This window comes from Halomonas sp. GXIMD04776 (assembly GCF_049808615.1).
Classification (GTDB): Bacteria; Pseudomonadota; Gammaproteobacteria; order Pseudomonadales; family Halomonadaceae; genus Modicisalibacter.
Map to the genome: position 1 here is coordinate 68,400 of NZ_JBNCAN010000002.1, position 14,591 is coordinate 82,990.

Genomic DNA, 14,591 nt, shown 5'->3' on the forward strand with positions numbered 1-14,591 from the left:
TTATGTCAGTGAGGAGACTACCCCCGTGAGCCAGGAAAAACTCGATAACTATTTCCAGGAATGGCAGGACAATGAAGCCCTTGCCGAAGAGATGATTCCGCTGCTTGGCAAGCTCTATCGCAAGTACAATGTCGTGCCGTCACTCTATGGCCGCTCACTGATCAATCGCTCAGTTCTGCGCATCATCAAGAATCACCGCTACGTGAAGAGAGTCGAAGGGACCGAGCTGTCCGTGCGTGATACTTTTCCGCTGGTCAAGGCCATGACCGAACTCGAGCTAGGGCCGGCGCATATCGACCTGGGGAGATTGGCCGTCGCTTTCAAGCGCAGTGGCCGTGATGATGCCGAGGCCTATCTGAGAGAAGAGCTGGCCGAGATCGTGGATGCCCATAGTGCTAATGGCATGGGAGGCGAGCCCAAGGACGTGGTGCTCTATGGCTTCGGTCGTATCGGCCGCATTCTGGCGCGCATCATGATCGAAAAGGCGGGCGGCGGTAATCTGCTGCGTCTACGTGCCATCGTCGTGCGTGGTTCCGGTGACGATCTGGAAAAGCGGGCCAGTCTGCTGCGCCGCGATTCGGTGCACGGTCCGTTCGCCGGCTCGATCAGCGTCGATCACGAGAACGGTGCGCTGATCGCCAATGGCAATTACATCAAGGTCATCTACGCCAACTCACCCGCTGAGATCGATTACACCGAGTACGGTATCGATAATGCGATCGTCGTCGATAATACCGGCAAGTGGCGCGACGAAGAGGGGCTTTCGCAGCACCTGCAGTGCAAGGGTGTGGCCAAGGCATTGCTCACGGCTCCCGGTAAGGGCGATGTCAAGAACATCGTCTACGGCATCAATCACCGTGATATCGGTGAGGATCGCATCATCTCTGCAGCCTCCTGTACCACCAACGCCATCGTGCCGGTGCTCAAGGCGATCAATGACGAGTACGGCATCAAGCATGGTCACGTGGAAACGGTGCACGCTTATACCAACGATCAGAACCTGATCGACAACTATCACAAGGGCGATCGTCGTGGTCGTAGCGCGCCGCTAAACATGGTGCTGACCGAGACCGGCGCCGCCAAGGCAGTAGCCAAGGCACTACCCGAGCTTTCCAACAAGCTGACAGGTAATGCCATTCGCGTCCCGACACCCAACGTTTCCATGGCCATTCTCAACCTCAACCTCGAGAAAAGCGCCGATACGGACGGCGTCAATGGCTATTTGCGTGAAGTGGCCCTGCATTCATCGATGCAGAAGCAGATCGACTATGTCGATTCTCCTGAAGTAGTCTCCTCCGATTTCGTCGGTAATCGGCATGCCGGTATCGTGGATGCCAAGGCGACCATCGTCGACGGCTCGAATGTGGTGCTGTATGTCTGGTACGACAACGAGTTCGGCTACAGTTGTCAGGTGGTGCGACTCATGCAGTACATGTCCAACGTGCGCTTCAAATATCTCCCCGTCGCTCGCGACTGATCGCCTGTCTTCATTGCCCCGGCTGGACCGGGGCAGCTGCCTTCACCGCCATTTTCCTGGCAACCCCGACCTTCGGTCAGGTGGTCTTTCTCACCATGCCTCTTTATAATGATGGCGACTTTTTGCTGCGGTTCGTTTGATTGCGAACCGTTCAAGACAACCTTCTGATAAGAAAAGCACGAAGCCGCCTAATCATCTCAGGCGGAATACGGCATGGTACGACCGCAGGCTGGAGCCGATGCTCGCTGTATTGCTTGTCATTTCTATTATCAGAACCGATAACTGGGCGAGACTATGATCGAAGTCAAACGAGGCCTGGATCTCCCAATCGCTGGAGCTCCTGAGCAGCGTATCCACGATGCCACGCCCGTTCGTCATGTGGCGATTCTGGGACCTGACTATGTCGGCATGAAGCCGACTATGGAGGTCAAGGAAGGGGACAGGGTAGCGTTGGGACAGCTCCTGTTCACCGACAAGAAGATCCCCGGTGTTCGTTTCACTTCACCTGGTGCTGGTGAAGTCGTGGCTATCAATCGGGGTGAGCGGCGCATGCTGCTGTCCGTGGTGATTCGCCTCGACGACCAGGAACAAGCCATCGAGTTCAAGGCCCATGGCGCCGGAGCGTTGGCCAATCTCGGGCGTCAGGAGGTGGTCGATCAACTGATCGAGTCCGGCCTTTGGACCGCGCTGCGCACACGTCCCTTCTCACGGACGCCGGCCCTCGATGCCGTGCCTGCCGATATCTTCGTTACCGCCATCGATACCCATCCTCTCTGCGCTGAGCCGGCGGTGGTCATCAATGAAAATCCTCAGGCCTTTGCCAATGGACTCAAGGTGCTCAAGCATCTGACGCCGGGCAAGGTGTATCTGTGTCAGTCACCCGACATCGATTTGCCAGGCGGCGACAGTGACGGTGTGCAGGTCGAGACTTTCAGCGGCCTGCATCCGGCGGGGTTGCCGGGGACCCATATCCATTTTTTGTCGCCGGTGGGCTTGAAGCGTAAGGTCTGGCACATCGGCTATCAGGATGTCATGGCGATCGGTACCCTGTTCACCGAAGGGCGCCTGGATATGCGGCGGATCGTCGCAGTCGGCGGGCCTCGCGCCCAGCAACCGCGGCTACTTCGTACCCGGGTCGGCGCCAGCAGCACGGAACTGCTCGAGAACGAAGTCGTCGAACCCGAGGAGACCCGTGTGATTTCCGGCTCGGTGTTCGGCGGCTTCACCGCCGAGGGATCGCGCCGTTTCCTGGGCCGCTTTCATTCTCAGTTCTCGTTGATAGAAGAGAACAACAAGCGCGCCTTCATGGGGTGGCTGTCGCCGGGTCGTAATCGTCATTCGGTCATGGGTATCTACATCTCCCAGTTCCTGGGCCTGCCCAAGTACGCACCGGACACCTCGACCAACGGTTCCGAGCGTGCCATGGTACCTGTCGGTGCCTACGAAAAGGTCATGCCGCTGGATATTCTGCCGACGCAGTTATTACGTTCGTTGATCGTCGGCGATATTGAAGACGCCATGCAGCTCGGTTGCCTTGAGCTGGATGAAGAGGACCTGGCGCTGTGCACGTACGTCTGTCCTGGCAAGTACGAGTATGGTCCCATCCTGCGTGACAACCTCACCACGATCGAGAAAGAGGCCTAATCCGATGATGGGTATCCGCAAGACACTCGACAATCTCGAACCGCATTTTCACAAAGGTGGTCGCTACGAGAAGTTTTATGCGCTTTACGAAGCGGTAGACACCATCTTCTATGCGCCCCCGGATGTCACCAAGGGCACGGCGCATGTGCGCGATGGTATCGATCTGAAGCGCATCATGATCACGGTATGGCTGTGCACGTTCCCCGCCATGTTCTTCGGCATGTACAATGCTGGCTTGCAGGCCAATCTGGCCATCGCCGATGGCTATGGCGCTCTGGGAGGCTGGCGTGAGGCGGTGACGCTGGCGTTGACCAGCGGACATGAGCCGGGCAGCATCTGGGCCAACTTCATTCTCGGTGCTACTTACTTCCTGCCCATCTATCTGGTGACCTTCGTGGTGGGCGGTTTCTGGGAAGTGCTATTCGCCGTCAAGCGAGGCCATGAAGTCAACGAAGGATTCTTTGTTTCTTCCGTTCTCTATGCGCTGATTCTCCCGGCGACCATTCCGCTGTGGCAGGTGGCATTGGGTATCACCTTCGGGATCGTGATCGGCAAGGAGATCTTCGGGGGGACCGGCAAGAACTTTCTCAATCCCGCGCTGACCGGGCGGGCTTTCCTCTATTTTGCCTATCCGGCCCAGATTTCCGGTGATGCGGTCTGGGTGGCCGCCGATGGCTATACCGGGGCCACGGCGCTCTCCATGGTGGTCACCGACGGCATGCCGGGCATGACCGAGCAGTACAGCTGGTGGGATGCCTTCTTGGGCTTCGTGCCGGGTTCGATAGGCGAGGTATCCACCTTGGCGATTCTGCTCGGTGCGGCGGTGCTGCTGCTGACCCGGGTGGCGTCCTGGCGCATCATGCTAGGGGTTTTCCTCGGCATGGTGTGGATGTCCTTGCTGCTCAATGTCATCGGCTCCGATACCAATACGATGTTTGCCATGCCCTGGTACTGGCATCTGGTGGTCGGCGGTTTCGCCTTCGGCCTGGTGTTCATGGCCACCGATCCGGTCTCGGCCTCCATGACCAACCCCGGTAAGCTGATCTTCGGCGCCTTGATCGGCGTGATGACGGTGCTGATCCGAGTGGTCAATCCGGCCTTCCCGGAGGGCATCATGCTGGCGATACTGTTCGCCAACCTGTTTGCGCCGCTGATCGATCACTTTGTCGTGCAGGCCAATGTCAAACGCCGTCAGAAGCGTGAGGTCGCCTTCAATTCGAGCACCGAGGAGGTCGCCTAATGGCAGCCAGTAATAATTCCATCAAGAAGACGCTGACGGTTGCCTTGTCGTTGTGCATCGTCTGTTCTGTCATCGTCTCCACTGCGGCGGTGGTGCTGCGGCCGACCCAGCAGATGAATCAGGAGCTCGATCGCAAGAGCAACATCCTGCAGGTTGCCGAACTCAACCAGCCCGGCGTCGATGTCAACGAGCTGTTCAAGGAAAAGATTACCTCCCGCGTAATCAATCTCGAGACTGGCGAGTATACCGAAGAGCTCGATGCCGAGACCTATAATCAGTTCGATGCGGCCAAGGATCCCGCGACCTCGCGCACCTTGTCCGGTGATGATCCGGCAGGTCTTATGCGCCAGGAGAAATTCTCGACGGTCTATCTGGTGGGTGATCCGGAAGACCCGAACCAGATCATTCTGCCGATTCGTGGCCAGGGATTGTGGGGCATGATGCGCGGCTTTTTGGCCCTGGAAGGGGACGGCAACACCATCGTCGGCTTGTCCTACTACGATCACTCCGAGACCCCGGGGCTTGGCGGCGAGGTGGACAACCCGCGCTGGAAATCTCAATGGAATGGCAAGAAGGTCTACGATGACAGCCCGACGCAGCCGAAGATCCATCTGGTGAAAGGCGGCGCCGACTCCGAGTACGAGGCGGATGCCTTGTCCGGTGCCTCCTTGACCAGCCGCGGTGTCACCAACATGCTGCAATTCTGGCTCAGCGAAGCGGGTTTTGCCGAATATCTCGCCCGCTTTCATGACAATACCCAAGGAGACGCGTAAGCATGGCTGCCTCTGATACTCCTAAAAGTGTGCTGTTATCGCCGGTGTTCAAGAACAATCCCATCGCCCTGCAGGTGCTCGGGATCTGTTCGGCTCTGGCGGTCACCAACTCGATGAGCGTGTCGCTGGTCATGGGGATTGCCGTGATCGTGGTCACTGCGTTCTCCAACCTCTTCGTATCCCTGCTTCGTCATCACATTCCCTCATCCATCCGCATCATCGTGCAGATGACCATCATCGCCTCCTTGGTCATCGTGGTGGATCAGGTGCTCAAGGCCTACGCCTATGAGATGTCCAAGCAATTGTCGGTATTCGTTGGGCTGATCATCACCAACTGTATCGTCATGGGTCGTGCCGAAGGCTACGCCATGCAGAACGGCCCGGTGATGAGCTTCCTCGATGGTGTAGGCAACGGGTTGGGTTACGCCGTGATCCTGCTGTTTGTCGGCTTCGTGCGTGAGTTGCTGGGTTCCGGCAGCTTGTTTGGTGTCACCATCCTGCCAGCGGTGCAAAATGGCGGTTGGTACGTGCCCAATGGCCTGATGTTGTTGCCCCCGTCGGCGTTCTTCGTCATTGGATTGCTGATCTGGATACTGCGTTCCTTCAATCCGGATCAGGTCGAGAAGACGGAATACCGTATCGTTGCCAACAGTAAAACCAAGATCAAGGAGACCGCGTAATGCTTGGCCATTATCTCAGTCTGTTCGTTCAGGCGGTCTTCGTCGAAAACATGGCCCTGGCGTTCTTCCTGGGCATGTGTACCTTTCTGGCCGTTTCCAAGAAGGTCTCTTCCGCCATTGGCCTGGGCATTGCTGTGGTCGTGGTGCTCACCATCACGGTGCCGGCCAATAACTTGATCCTGCATTACCTGCTGGCGGAAGGGGCGCTAACCTGGACGGGCATCGAAGGTACGGAAAATATCGATCTCTCCTTCCTCGGGCTTCTGAGCTACATCGGCGTCATTGCCGCCATGGTGCAGATTCTCGAGATGTTCCTCGACAAGTTTGTACCGGCGCTTTACAACACTCTTGGCGTTTTCCTGCCATTGATCACGGTCAATTGCGCAATACTCGGGGCGGTGCTGTTCATGGCCGAGCGCAGCTACGGCTTTGGCGAGTCTGTCGTCTACGGCGCCGGCGCCGGTATTGGCTGGGCACTGGCGATTACCGCGCTGGCGGGTATTCGTGAAAAACTCAAGTACAGCGACGTGCCGGCTGGCTTGCAAGGGCTGGGTATTACTTTTATTACCGTCGGGCTGATGTCGCTGGGCTTCATGTCCTTCTCCGGCGTCCAGCTATAAAGCCAACGGAATAGGAAATCGACATGGTTGATATATCTGTAATCCTGCTCGGTGTGATCATGTTCACCGTGATCGTCATCGGCCTTGTTCTGGTGATTCTGGCGGCACGCAGTCGGCTGGTCAGTAGCGGGGACGTTACGATCGAGATCAATGACGATCCCGAAAACACGATGACTACCCAGGCCGGTGGCAAACTGCTTCAGACGCTGGCCTCCAATGGCATCTTCTTGTCTTCCGCCTGTGGTGGTGGCGGTTCCTGTGCCCAGTGCAAGTGTCGTATCTCCGAGGGAGGAGGCTCGATTCTGCCCACCGAGGAATCCCATTTCACCATGCGGGAGAAGAAGGAAGGCTGGCGACTTTCCTGCCAGGTGCCGGTCAAGCAGGACATGAAGATCGAGGTGCCGGAGGAGGTCTTCGGAGTCAAGAAATGGGAGTGTGAAGTCACTTCCAACCCCAACGTGGCAACCTTCATCAAGGAGCTCAATCTGAAGCTGCCGGAAGGTGAGGAGGTGGCTTTCCGTGCAGGTGGGTATGTACAGCTGGTGGCGCCGCCCTATGATATCAAGTTCTCCGATTTCGATATCGAGGAAGAGTACCGCGGTGACTGGGAAAAGTTCGGGCTCTTCAATGTCTCTCACAAGAGCAATGAAGAGGTCATACGCGCCTACTCCATGGCCAATTACCCGGAAGAGAAAGGCCTGCTCAAGTTCAACATCCGTATTGCCACGCCACCGCCCAACACCGATTATCCACCGGGATTGATGTCGACCTATGTGTTCTCCCTCAAGCCCGGCGACAAGGTCACGGTAATGGGGCCCTTTGGTGAATTCTTCGCCAAGGACACCGATGCGGAAATGGTCTTCATTGGCGGTGGTGCCGGCATGGCGCCAATGCGCAGCCACATCTTCGACCAGTTGAAGCGCCTTAAGTCCACGCGCAAGATGTCGTTCTGGTACGGCGCGCGTTCCTGGCGCGAGACCTTCTACAACGAGGAGTATGACCAGCTGGCCGAGGAGTTCGATAACTTCGAGTGGCACCTGGCGCTTTCCGATCCTCAGCCGGAGGACAACTGGGAAGGGCCGACCGGCTTCATTCATAATGTCCTGTATGACATGTATCTCAAGGATCATCCGGCGCCGGAGGATTGTGAGTTCTACATGTGCGGGCCGCCCATGATGAACGCATCCGTGGTCAAGATGCTGACCGACATGGGGGTCGAGCCGGAGAACATCATGCTGGATGACTTCGGCGGATGATGGAAGTTGCTTCTCGAAAACTGACAGGGCCGGCCTCAAGAGGGCTGGCCCTGTTGTTAGTGATGCTGTCATCGATACTGTTGGCGGGATGCGACAGCGGGCCTGAAGAGCATCGATTTCAGGGGCCGATCTTCGGAACCGGCTATCATGTCACCGCCTATGCCGATCTGGAGGAAGACGATGTTGCCAAGCTAGAGTCGGGTATTCTTGCCGAGCTCGAGCGTATCGATGCCCTGATGTCGACCTATCGTGACGACTCCGAACTGTCGCATTTCAATCGACTTCCGGTCGGCGTGCCTTTTTTCGTGTCGCCGGCCACCGCGGAGGTCATTCGCGAATCAAAGCATATCGCGCAGCTCTCCCAAGGGGCCTTTGATATTACGGTCGGGCCAGCCGTCAACCTGTGGGGCTTCGGGCCCGAAGGGCGACCGGAAAAAGTGCCCGATTCCTCGACGCTCAATGAGGCGCTGACTCGCGTTGATGTCGGTGCGCTACGGTTGGAAGACGGCATTCTTCACAAGACCAAGCCTGTCTATGTCGACTTGTCAGGAATCGCCAAAGGCTATGCCAGCGATCGAGTGGCCGACTATCTCGAGGCCAGTGACATCGAGAATTATCTGGTCGAGATCGGTGGCGAAATTCGCACTCATGGCCACAAGCCTGACGGTAGTCCTTGGCGTATCGCCGTAGAAAAGCCGGTATCCAGTGAGCGTAGCGTACAACGCATCATCGATCTCAAGGCCGCCGCCGTCGCGACCTCAGGGGATTATCGTAACTATTTTGAAGCGGATGGCGTACGCTATTCCCATACCATCGATCCGCGAACCGGCCGGCCCATCGACAATCGGGTTGCCTCGGTGACCGTCATTACAAAGCGTTGCGCCACCGCGGATGCACTGGCGACCGCCTTTACCGTGATGGGGGCCGAGGCCGGCCTAGCCATGGCCGAGAGAGAGAACATCGCCGTCTATTTCGTTGTCAGAGAGGGTGATGGCTTTGAAACACGCATGAGCTCATCCTTTGAGCCCTACTTGGATGAGCCTGCTGCCGAGGAGGAGGCATAATGACATTGTGGATACTGGTACTGGGTTTCATGCTGCTGGTGGTAGCGGCCATGTCGGTCGGTGTATTGCTTGGGCGTAAACCGATCGCCGGGTCCTGTGGGGGCCTCAACAATCTGGGGCTCAAGGACGGCTGCGACATTTGCGGTGGCAAGGACGAAGTATGCGAGGAAGAGAATCGCAAGCAACAAGCCATGGCTCAACGCCGTGCCGATGAAAAGCGCGGTGCCGATCTCGGCTACGACGCGACGCGGCGGTAAAGACTGCTCTTGAAGTGTTTCGGGTATCCGATGATGTCGAAGGCCTATCGAGTGCGGTACTAAACGAAATTGACCGGCTATTTTGACAAGGTGCCGTAAGCCTAGCCTTCATCACAAGCATCCTTAGGTCGCTGGAGAGGGCCTCGTTGTTCATCCGCGATAACGAAAGATTCGCAGGCTCGGCAAGAAGACCTCCTCTTCGAGTCGTTCGTCACTACGTTTGGCGCGGGTGCGCCCTTGAGGCGGTCGCGGAAGGGGTTGATTGTGATCCGGCAAGCGACCATCGCAAGCCGGGATGAAAAGTGGCAAGGGCAGGTTCATGGCGCGGCGGGAGCGCCCATCGGCCAGCGGCTCCCGGAAAAATAGATTGGCACGCATGACCGGTGCCTGACGCTGTACCTGGGCCAGCGCTTCGCCATCCGGTACGCCGCCCAGGCGCTTGAGTTGAATCCGCACGTGCGGCGCATCGCTGTCCAATGCCAGTAACATGCGCTCGGCATCATGGGTCGTGAGGCGCTTGATCGAGCGTCCGCTGGTGTACCAGGCCAGGCGCACTCGGGATAAAGGGGCGTCGGCGACAGGCAAATGGCGCCAGCATTGCTTGAGATGCAATCGTGCCAGTCCCTGTCCGCGCAGGTGATCGTGCAGCACTGGATGGCGAAAGGGGAGCACTGCCTTGATCTCGGGAATCAGAGAGGCCGCTTGTTGGCGAATCTGCGCCAGTATCGTGCTGAAATGACTCTTGGCCGTGTTGACCTCTGCGACAGTGCCCAGCAACCTCTCGTTGGCGGCGATCAGACCCACATAGCTGCGTGTCACCCGCCCATCTTGACCATCCTGATACCAGAAATCGAGCAGAGCACGGCGCAGCCACTCGGCGTCAGGACGTGGCGACTCAAGCGCCCAAGCCTGTCCGGGACTCGCCTCGTAGACCTCGAGTAAAGCATCGATTCGTTCAACCAGACGATCAAAGGCCGCTTCCAGTTCCGCGAGCAGACGATACTGTACATCCATCGAATCATTCCTCGTAATTTTTATATCGTTTCTTATACCGTTACCTCAATCACTGAGCTCGATTTTGCCATCAGCATCATGAGTCTGCCAATTCCAGGGGAGCGGCCGGCATCCTGGCAAGAGATGCCGGGCTATGGGTTGCGTTGGTTCAGGACTTGATGAGCTCCCGAGGATCACGACCGATGGGATGGGGCTCCTGGCGAGCCTTGGCCAATTCGATCTGTTTCTGACGCTCTCTGGCGCCAGCTCGAGTTTTCTCGGATAGCGAGTCCCAGCAGTGCGGGCAACTCACGCCGGGAGAATAGTGCGCCGATGCACGATCCTCGGCAGAAATGGGACGGCGGCAGGCGTGGCACTGATCGAATTCGCCTTCGCTCAGGTCGTGACGCACGGTCACGCGATTATCAAAGACGAAGCAGTCCCCTTGCCACAGGGACTCGGATTCCGGCACCTGCTCGAGATAATTGAGGATGCCGCCCTTGAGGTGATAGACCTCATCGAACCCTTCGTTGAGCATGAAGCTCGAGGCCTTCTCGCAGCGGATGCCACCGGTGCAGAACATGGCGACTTTCTTGTGCTTCGATGGATCGTAATGGGCCTTGACGTACTCGGGAAACTCACGAAACGATCTTGTCTCGGGATTGATCGCCCCCTTGAAGGAACCGATTTCGACCTCGTAATCGTTGCGTGTATCGATCATCAATACCTCGGGGTCGCTGACCAGAGCGTTCCATTCCGAAGGCTCGACATAGGTGCCCACGGTTTGATTGGGGTCGATACCCGGCACGCCCAGGGTCACGATCTCTTTCTTGAGCTTGACCTTGGTTCGATAGAAGGGCTGTTTCTCGCAACCGGACTCCTTGTGATCAAGGTCATCAAAGCGAGGATCGGCCTTGAGCCAGGCCAGCAGCGCATCGATACTCTCGCGGCGACCGGACACGGTGCCGTTGATACCTTCCTTGGCCAGTAGCAGCGTGCCCTTGATGTCATGGGTCTTGAGGACGTCGAGCAGCGGCTCGCGCAGTTCTTCGAAATCCTCGAGGGTGACGAACTTGTACAGCGCCGCCACGACAATCGGCTGATTCATGCAAATGTCTCCAGCAGGTCGTCCGCGTAAAGGACGGACCGGAACGTGTTTTTCAAGCGGGCAAATTATACGCTATTCGTTACTGTCCGGTCACCGGATCAGCGATCTCGATAACGCCGGGTCAGGTCCCCATAGGCGTCGATCCTGCGATCCCGCAGATAGGGCCACATGCGTCGGACCTGCTCGCTGCGGCTCATGTCGAGTTCGACCAGCAGATTTTCGGCGTCGTCGCCGGCGTGGGCCAGCAGTTCGCCCTGCGGGCCACAGATGAAACTGCCGCCCCAGAAATGGATGCCTTCGCTGACACCGCTCAGATCTTTTTCGAAACCGATCCGGTTGGCAACCAGCACCGGCAGGCCATTGGCTACGCCATGAGCGCGCTGGACGATCGTCCAGGCGTCCTTCTGGCGGCTCTTCTCGGGTAAATCGTCCGGCGGATGCCAGCCGATGGCGGTGGGGTAGAGCAGCATCTCGGCACCGGCCAGGGCCATCAGGCGCGCCGCCTCCGGATACCACTGATCCCAGCATACCAGTACGCCGAGGCGGCCCACCGAGGTGTCGATGGGCTCGAAGCCCTGTTCGGTATCCGCATCCCCTGGAGTAAAGTAGAACTTTTCGTAGAAGCCGGGATCATCCGGGATATGCATCTTGCGATAGTGCCCGACCCGGCCACGGGCGCGATCCATGACTACGGCGGTATTGTGATAAACACCGGCGGCTCGACGCTCAAAGATTGAGCCGACCAGCACGATGTTCAATTCCTCGGCGAGTTCCGCCAGGCGCGTGGCGGTGGGGCCGTCCATAGGCTCGGCGAGATCGAAGAGATCCGCGTCTTCGCATTGGCAGAAATAGTGCGTGGCGTGCAGTTCCTGCAGAAGAACCAGTTCGGCACCGCGCTCGGCCAGCTTCCGAACACCGTCTTCGCTGGCTTCCAGACTACGCTGCTTGTCCGGCCAGGCAGGTTGTTGCACCAGGCCTACCTTGAGGATCTTGCTCATCTCAATGCTCCTCGTTTATCGAGCTGGGACGGTTCAATGTGCCCCGGGGTAACTGCATGGTCAGGCAGTGCAGACTGCCATGCTGACGGATCACGCTGCGACAGTCGATGGGCAGGATATCGCGCTCTGGAAAGGCTGTCGCCAGTGCATCGAGAGCCTGGATATCTGCGGCATCACCGTAGATGGGCACCAATACCGCGCCGTTGAGGATCAGGAAGTTGGCGTAGGTCGCCGGCAGGCGATGGCCATCGTCAGGATCGAAGCAGGGTCGCGGCCAGGGCAGCGGGATCAGCCGGTAGGGCGAACCGTCCGCCTGGCGCAATGTGTTAAGTTCTTCTTCCATGGCGGCCAGCGCCGGATAATGAGGATCGTCTCGGTCGTCGCAGCGCACGTAGGCAAGGGTTCCCGGATCGCAGAAGCGTGCCAGGGTATCGATATGGCTGTCGGTGTCGTCACCTTCCAGATGGCCCTGGGTCAGCCACAGGATGCGTTCGACGCCGAAATCCTCGCGCAGTCGCGCCTCGATGGCCTGGCGATTGAAATGGGGGTTACGGTTGGGATTGAGCAGGCAGGCTTCGGTGGTCAGTAGCGTCCCCTGACCATCGGTGTCGATGGCGCCGCCTTCCAGCACCAGGTCGCGGGGTTCCACCGGAGCCTTGAATACGCCGGCTTCATGCAGCCGGCCGGTCAAGGCGTTGTCGCGTGTAGCGGGAAACTTGCCGCCCCAGCCGGTGAACTCATAATCGAGCAATACGATCTTGCCGTCGCGCTGGATGGCGATGGGGCCATGATCCCGGGCCCAGGTGTCGTCGGCGGGAGCTTCGATCAGTATCAATCGATCGTCGGGAACACCAAGCTGACGAAAAGTTCTGATCAGGCGTTCATGGGTCGCTTGGTCGGGGACGCTGATCAACACCCGTTGATAATGCGTGATGGCGACCACCATGGCTTCGAGGGTCGCCTCGATGCGTTCGAGCAGAGGCGCCCAGTCACTTTCGAGGCTCGGCCAGGTGAGCTGAACGGCGTCCTGGGGGTGCCACTCGGGAAGTAGACGCTGAGTCATGATGGTCTCCAGAAGCCTGTGAAACGTTGCAAGCGAATCTTTGTCAGCGCAGTAACGGCATTTTAATTATTGGCCTGGTGCAGGCAGGCAATAGTGCAGTGTTTGTGAACCCGGTGCACCCGACCGTGAAAAACCGTACCATGGGCGCCTGCCGACGAGGAACCGAACTTGATGCTTGACCGCATACCCTTTCTGATTGGGCTGCGCTATGTGCGCGCCAAACGACGTAACCATTTCATTTCCTTCATTTCATTGACGTCCATGCTGGGGCTGATGCTGGGGGTGGCGGTGCTGATCCTGGTGCTGTCGGTGATGAACGGCTTCGATCACGAATTGCGCTCTCGGGTGCTGGGCATGGTGCCGCACACACGCATCGAGGCGCAGGATGGCATGGCCAACTGGAAGCCCTTGGCGGAGCGCCTGAGTCAGCGCGAGCATGTCATCGGTGCAGCGCCCTACGTGGATCAGCAGGGCATGTTCTCGGTGGGTGGGCGCAATGAAGGCGCACTCGTGTACGGCATCAAGCCCGACTACGAGCGGCGCGTGTCGATCATCGGCAATCACATGCAGCAGGGCGATCTCGACTCTCTGGCGCCAGGGGAATGGAACATCGTGCTCGGGCAATTACTCGCCCGGAACCTGGGGGTCGGGGTGGGTGATCGCGTCACGCTGCTGGTGCCGGAGGCATCGATAACCCCCGGCGGTGTATTCCCCCGGCTCAAGCGCTTCAACGTCAGCGGTATTTTCAAGGTGGGCGCGGATATCGACGCGAATCTGGCCTACGCCAGCATGGAAGACATGCAGACCCTGGCGCGCATGGGGGATGCCATCGGCGGGTTGCGTCTGGAGCTCGACGATCTCTTTCTTGCCAAGGACGAAACCCAGGCGATCCTCAATGAACTGGGTTACGGCTATCGCGGCATGGACTGGACCTTTACCCACGGCAATCTGTTTCAGGCGATCCAGATGGAGAAGCGCATGATCGGCTTGTTGCTGATGGTGATCGTTGCCGTGGCGGCGTTCAACATCGTCTCGACCCTGGTCATGGTGGTCACCGACAAGCACGCCGATATTGCCATCCTGCGCACCATCGGGGCCACCCCCAAATCGATCATGGGCATCTTCATCGTACAGGGCATGTCGATCGGGGTGATCGGTATCGCCATTGGCGTAGCTTTGGGCATCGTCCTGGCGCTGTCGGTTTCCGATATCATCGCCTGGTTCGAGGCGGTATCGGGCATCCAGTTCCTCGATCCCAATGTGTACTTCATCAGCTATCTGCCGTCACGACTCAATTGGAGCGATGTAGGCACGATCGTCGCGGCGGCCTTCGGCCTGAGCTTTCTTTCCACCCTGTATCCGGCCTGGCGCGCGGCGCGTGTTCAGCCAGCCGAAGTATTGCGTTACGAGTGAGGGCC

General features: G+C 58.2%; 14 protein-coding genes. 10 read left to right on the forward strand and 4 right to left on the reverse strand.

Going from position 1 to position 14,591, the window contains the following annotated elements:
- The first annotated feature begins 25 nt into the window (after window positions 1-25).
- From ACPF7Z_RS01645 to nqrM, 9 genes are all read left to right on the forward strand, one after another.
- Window positions 26-1,477: a glyceraldehyde-3-phosphate dehydrogenase gene (locus ACPF7Z_RS01645; RefSeq protein ID WP_425191414.1), complete on the forward strand. Its 1,452-nt coding sequence runs from the start codon at window positions 26-28 to the stop codon at window positions 1,475-1,477.
- 294 nt (window positions 1,478-1,771) lie between these two features.
- On the forward strand, window positions 1,772-3,121 hold the full coding sequence (locus ACPF7Z_RS01650) for a Na(+)-translocating NADH-quinone reductase subunit A (RefSeq protein WP_425191415.1): 1,350 nt from the start codon (window positions 1,772-1,774) through the stop codon (window positions 3,119-3,121).
- 4 nt (window positions 3,122-3,125) lie between these two features.
- A complete protein-coding gene (locus ACPF7Z_RS01655) occupies window positions 3,126-4,361 on the forward strand; it encodes an NADH:ubiquinone reductase (Na(+)-transporting) subunit B (RefSeq protein WP_425191416.1) in 1,236 nt (411 codons plus the stop codon).
- Window positions 4,361-5,134 carry a Na(+)-translocating NADH-quinone reductase subunit C gene (locus ACPF7Z_RS01660; protein WP_425191417.1) on the forward strand — a complete coding sequence of 258 codons (774 nt, stop codon included), beginning with the start codon at window positions 4,361-4,363 and terminating at the stop codon, window positions 5,132-5,134. The genes ACPF7Z_RS01655 and ACPF7Z_RS01660 overlap by 1 nt, the downstream gene beginning before the upstream one ends.
- A gap of 2 nt (window positions 5,135-5,136) precedes the next feature.
- Window positions 5,137-5,814: an NADH:ubiquinone reductase (Na(+)-transporting) subunit D gene (locus ACPF7Z_RS01665; protein WP_425191418.1), complete on the forward strand. Its 678-nt coding sequence runs from the start codon at window positions 5,137-5,139 to the stop codon at window positions 5,812-5,814.
- Window positions 5,814-6,434, forward strand: a complete 621-nt coding sequence (gene nqrE, locus ACPF7Z_RS01670; RefSeq protein WP_425191419.1) for an NADH:ubiquinone reductase (Na(+)-transporting) subunit E — start codon at window positions 5,814-5,816, stop codon at window positions 6,432-6,434. The genes ACPF7Z_RS01665 and nqrE overlap by 1 nt, the downstream gene beginning before the upstream one ends.
- A 23-nt stretch (window positions 6,435-6,457) precedes the next feature.
- The gene (gene nqrF, locus ACPF7Z_RS01675) at window positions 6,458-7,690 is read left to right on the forward strand and encodes an NADH:ubiquinone reductase (Na(+)-transporting) subunit F (RefSeq protein ID WP_425191420.1); all 1,233 of its coding nucleotides are present in this window, start codon (window positions 6,458-6,460) and stop codon (window positions 7,688-7,690) included.
- Window positions 7,687-8,754, forward strand: coding sequence for an FAD:protein FMN transferase (locus tag ACPF7Z_RS01680; RefSeq protein WP_425191421.1), 1,068 nt, complete (start codon window positions 7,687-7,689; stop codon window positions 8,752-8,754). Before nqrF ends, ACPF7Z_RS01680 begins: the two co-directional genes overlap by 4 nt.
- Window positions 8,754-9,011, forward strand: coding sequence for a (Na+)-NQR maturation NqrM (gene nqrM / locus ACPF7Z_RS01685; RefSeq protein ID WP_425191422.1), 258 nt, complete (start codon window positions 8,754-8,756; stop codon window positions 9,009-9,011). Before ACPF7Z_RS01680 ends, nqrM begins: the two co-directional genes overlap by 1 nt.
- 150 nt (window positions 9,012-9,161) lie before the next feature.
- Here nqrM and ACPF7Z_RS01690 read toward each other — a convergent pair whose 3' ends face one another.
- The 4 genes from ACPF7Z_RS01690 to ACPF7Z_RS01705 all read right to left on the reverse strand — a co-directional run bounded on the left by ACPF7Z_RS01690 (window position 9,162) and on the right by ACPF7Z_RS01705 (window position 13,173).
- Complete coding sequence (locus tag ACPF7Z_RS01690; RefSeq protein ID WP_425191423.1) at window positions 9,162-10,025, reverse strand: DNA replication terminus site-binding protein; 864 nt, start codon at window positions 10,023-10,025, stop codon at window positions 9,162-9,164.
- A 148-nt stretch (window positions 10,026-10,173) separates the two neighbouring features.
- The gene (locus tag ACPF7Z_RS01695) at window positions 10,174-11,112 is read right to left on the reverse strand and encodes a rhodanese-related sulfurtransferase (RefSeq protein ID WP_425191424.1); all 939 of its coding nucleotides are present in this window, start codon (window positions 11,110-11,112) and stop codon (window positions 10,174-10,176) included.
- Between the two features lie 98 nt (window positions 11,113-11,210).
- The gene (locus tag ACPF7Z_RS01700; RefSeq protein WP_425191425.1) at window positions 11,211-12,110 is read right to left on the reverse strand and encodes a carbon-nitrogen hydrolase; all 900 of its coding nucleotides are present in this window, start codon (window positions 12,108-12,110) and stop codon (window positions 11,211-11,213) included.
- Window position 12,111: 1 nt separating this feature from the next.
- Entirely contained in the window at window positions 12,112-13,173 is a 1,062-nt protein-coding gene (locus tag ACPF7Z_RS01705) for an agmatine deiminase family protein (protein WP_425191426.1), read from the reverse strand.
- Window positions 13,174-13,344: 171 nt separating this feature from the next.
- On the opposite strand from ACPF7Z_RS01705, the gene ACPF7Z_RS01710 reads away from it, so the two are divergent.
- On the forward strand, window positions 13,345-14,586 hold the full coding sequence (locus ACPF7Z_RS01710; RefSeq protein ID WP_425191427.1) for a lipoprotein-releasing ABC transporter permease subunit: 1,242 nt from the start codon (window positions 13,345-13,347) through the stop codon (window positions 14,584-14,586).
- The last annotated feature ends 5 nt before the right edge of the window (window positions 14,587-14,591 follow it).

Excerpts from the sequence above, each read along its gene's own strand:
- ACPF7Z_RS01650 (WP_425191415.1), top strand. The coding sequence starts at position 1,772 with ATGATCGAAGTCAAACGAGGCCTGGATCTCCCAATCGCTGGAGCTCCT.
- ACPF7Z_RS01655 (WP_425191416.1), top strand. The coding sequence starts at position 3,126 with ATGATGGGTATCCGCAAGACACTCGACAATCTCGAACCGCATTTTCAC.
- ACPF7Z_RS01660 (WP_425191417.1), top strand. The coding sequence starts at position 4,361 with ATGGCAGCCAGTAATAATTCCATCAAGAAGACGCTGACGGTTGCCTTG.
- ACPF7Z_RS01665 (WP_425191418.1), top strand. The coding sequence starts at position 5,137 with ATGGCTGCCTCTGATACTCCTAAAAGTGTGCTGTTATCGCCGGTGTTC.
- nqrE (WP_425191419.1), top strand. The coding sequence starts at position 5,814 with ATGCTTGGCCATTATCTCAGTCTGTTCGTTCAGGCGGTCTTCGTCGAA.
- nqrF (WP_425191420.1), top strand. The coding sequence starts at position 6,458 with ATGGTTGATATATCTGTAATCCTGCTCGGTGTGATCATGTTCACCGTG.
- ACPF7Z_RS01680 (WP_425191421.1), top strand. The coding sequence starts at position 7,687 with ATGATGGAAGTTGCTTCTCGAAAACTGACAGGGCCGGCCTCAAGAGGG.
- nqrM (WP_425191422.1), top strand. The coding sequence starts at position 8,754 with ATGACATTGTGGATACTGGTACTGGGTTTCATGCTGCTGGTGGTAGCG.
- ACPF7Z_RS01690 (WP_425191423.1), bottom strand. The coding sequence starts at position 10,025 with ATGGATGTACAGTATCGTCTGCTCGCGGAACTGGAAGCGGCCTTTGAT.
- ACPF7Z_RS01695 (WP_425191424.1), bottom strand. The coding sequence starts at position 11,112 with ATGAATCAGCCGATTGTCGTGGCGGCGCTGTACAAGTTCGTCACCCTC.
- ACPF7Z_RS01700 (WP_425191425.1), bottom strand. The coding sequence starts at position 12,110 with ATGAGCAAGATCCTCAAGGTAGGCCTGGTGCAACAACCTGCCTGGCCG.
- ACPF7Z_RS01705 (WP_425191426.1), bottom strand. The coding sequence starts at position 13,173 with ATGACTCAGCGTCTACTTCCCGAGTGGCACCCCCAGGACGCCGTTCAG.
- ACPF7Z_RS01710 (WP_425191427.1), top strand. The coding sequence starts at position 13,345 with ATGCTTGACCGCATACCCTTTCTGATTGGGCTGCGCTATGTGCGCGCC.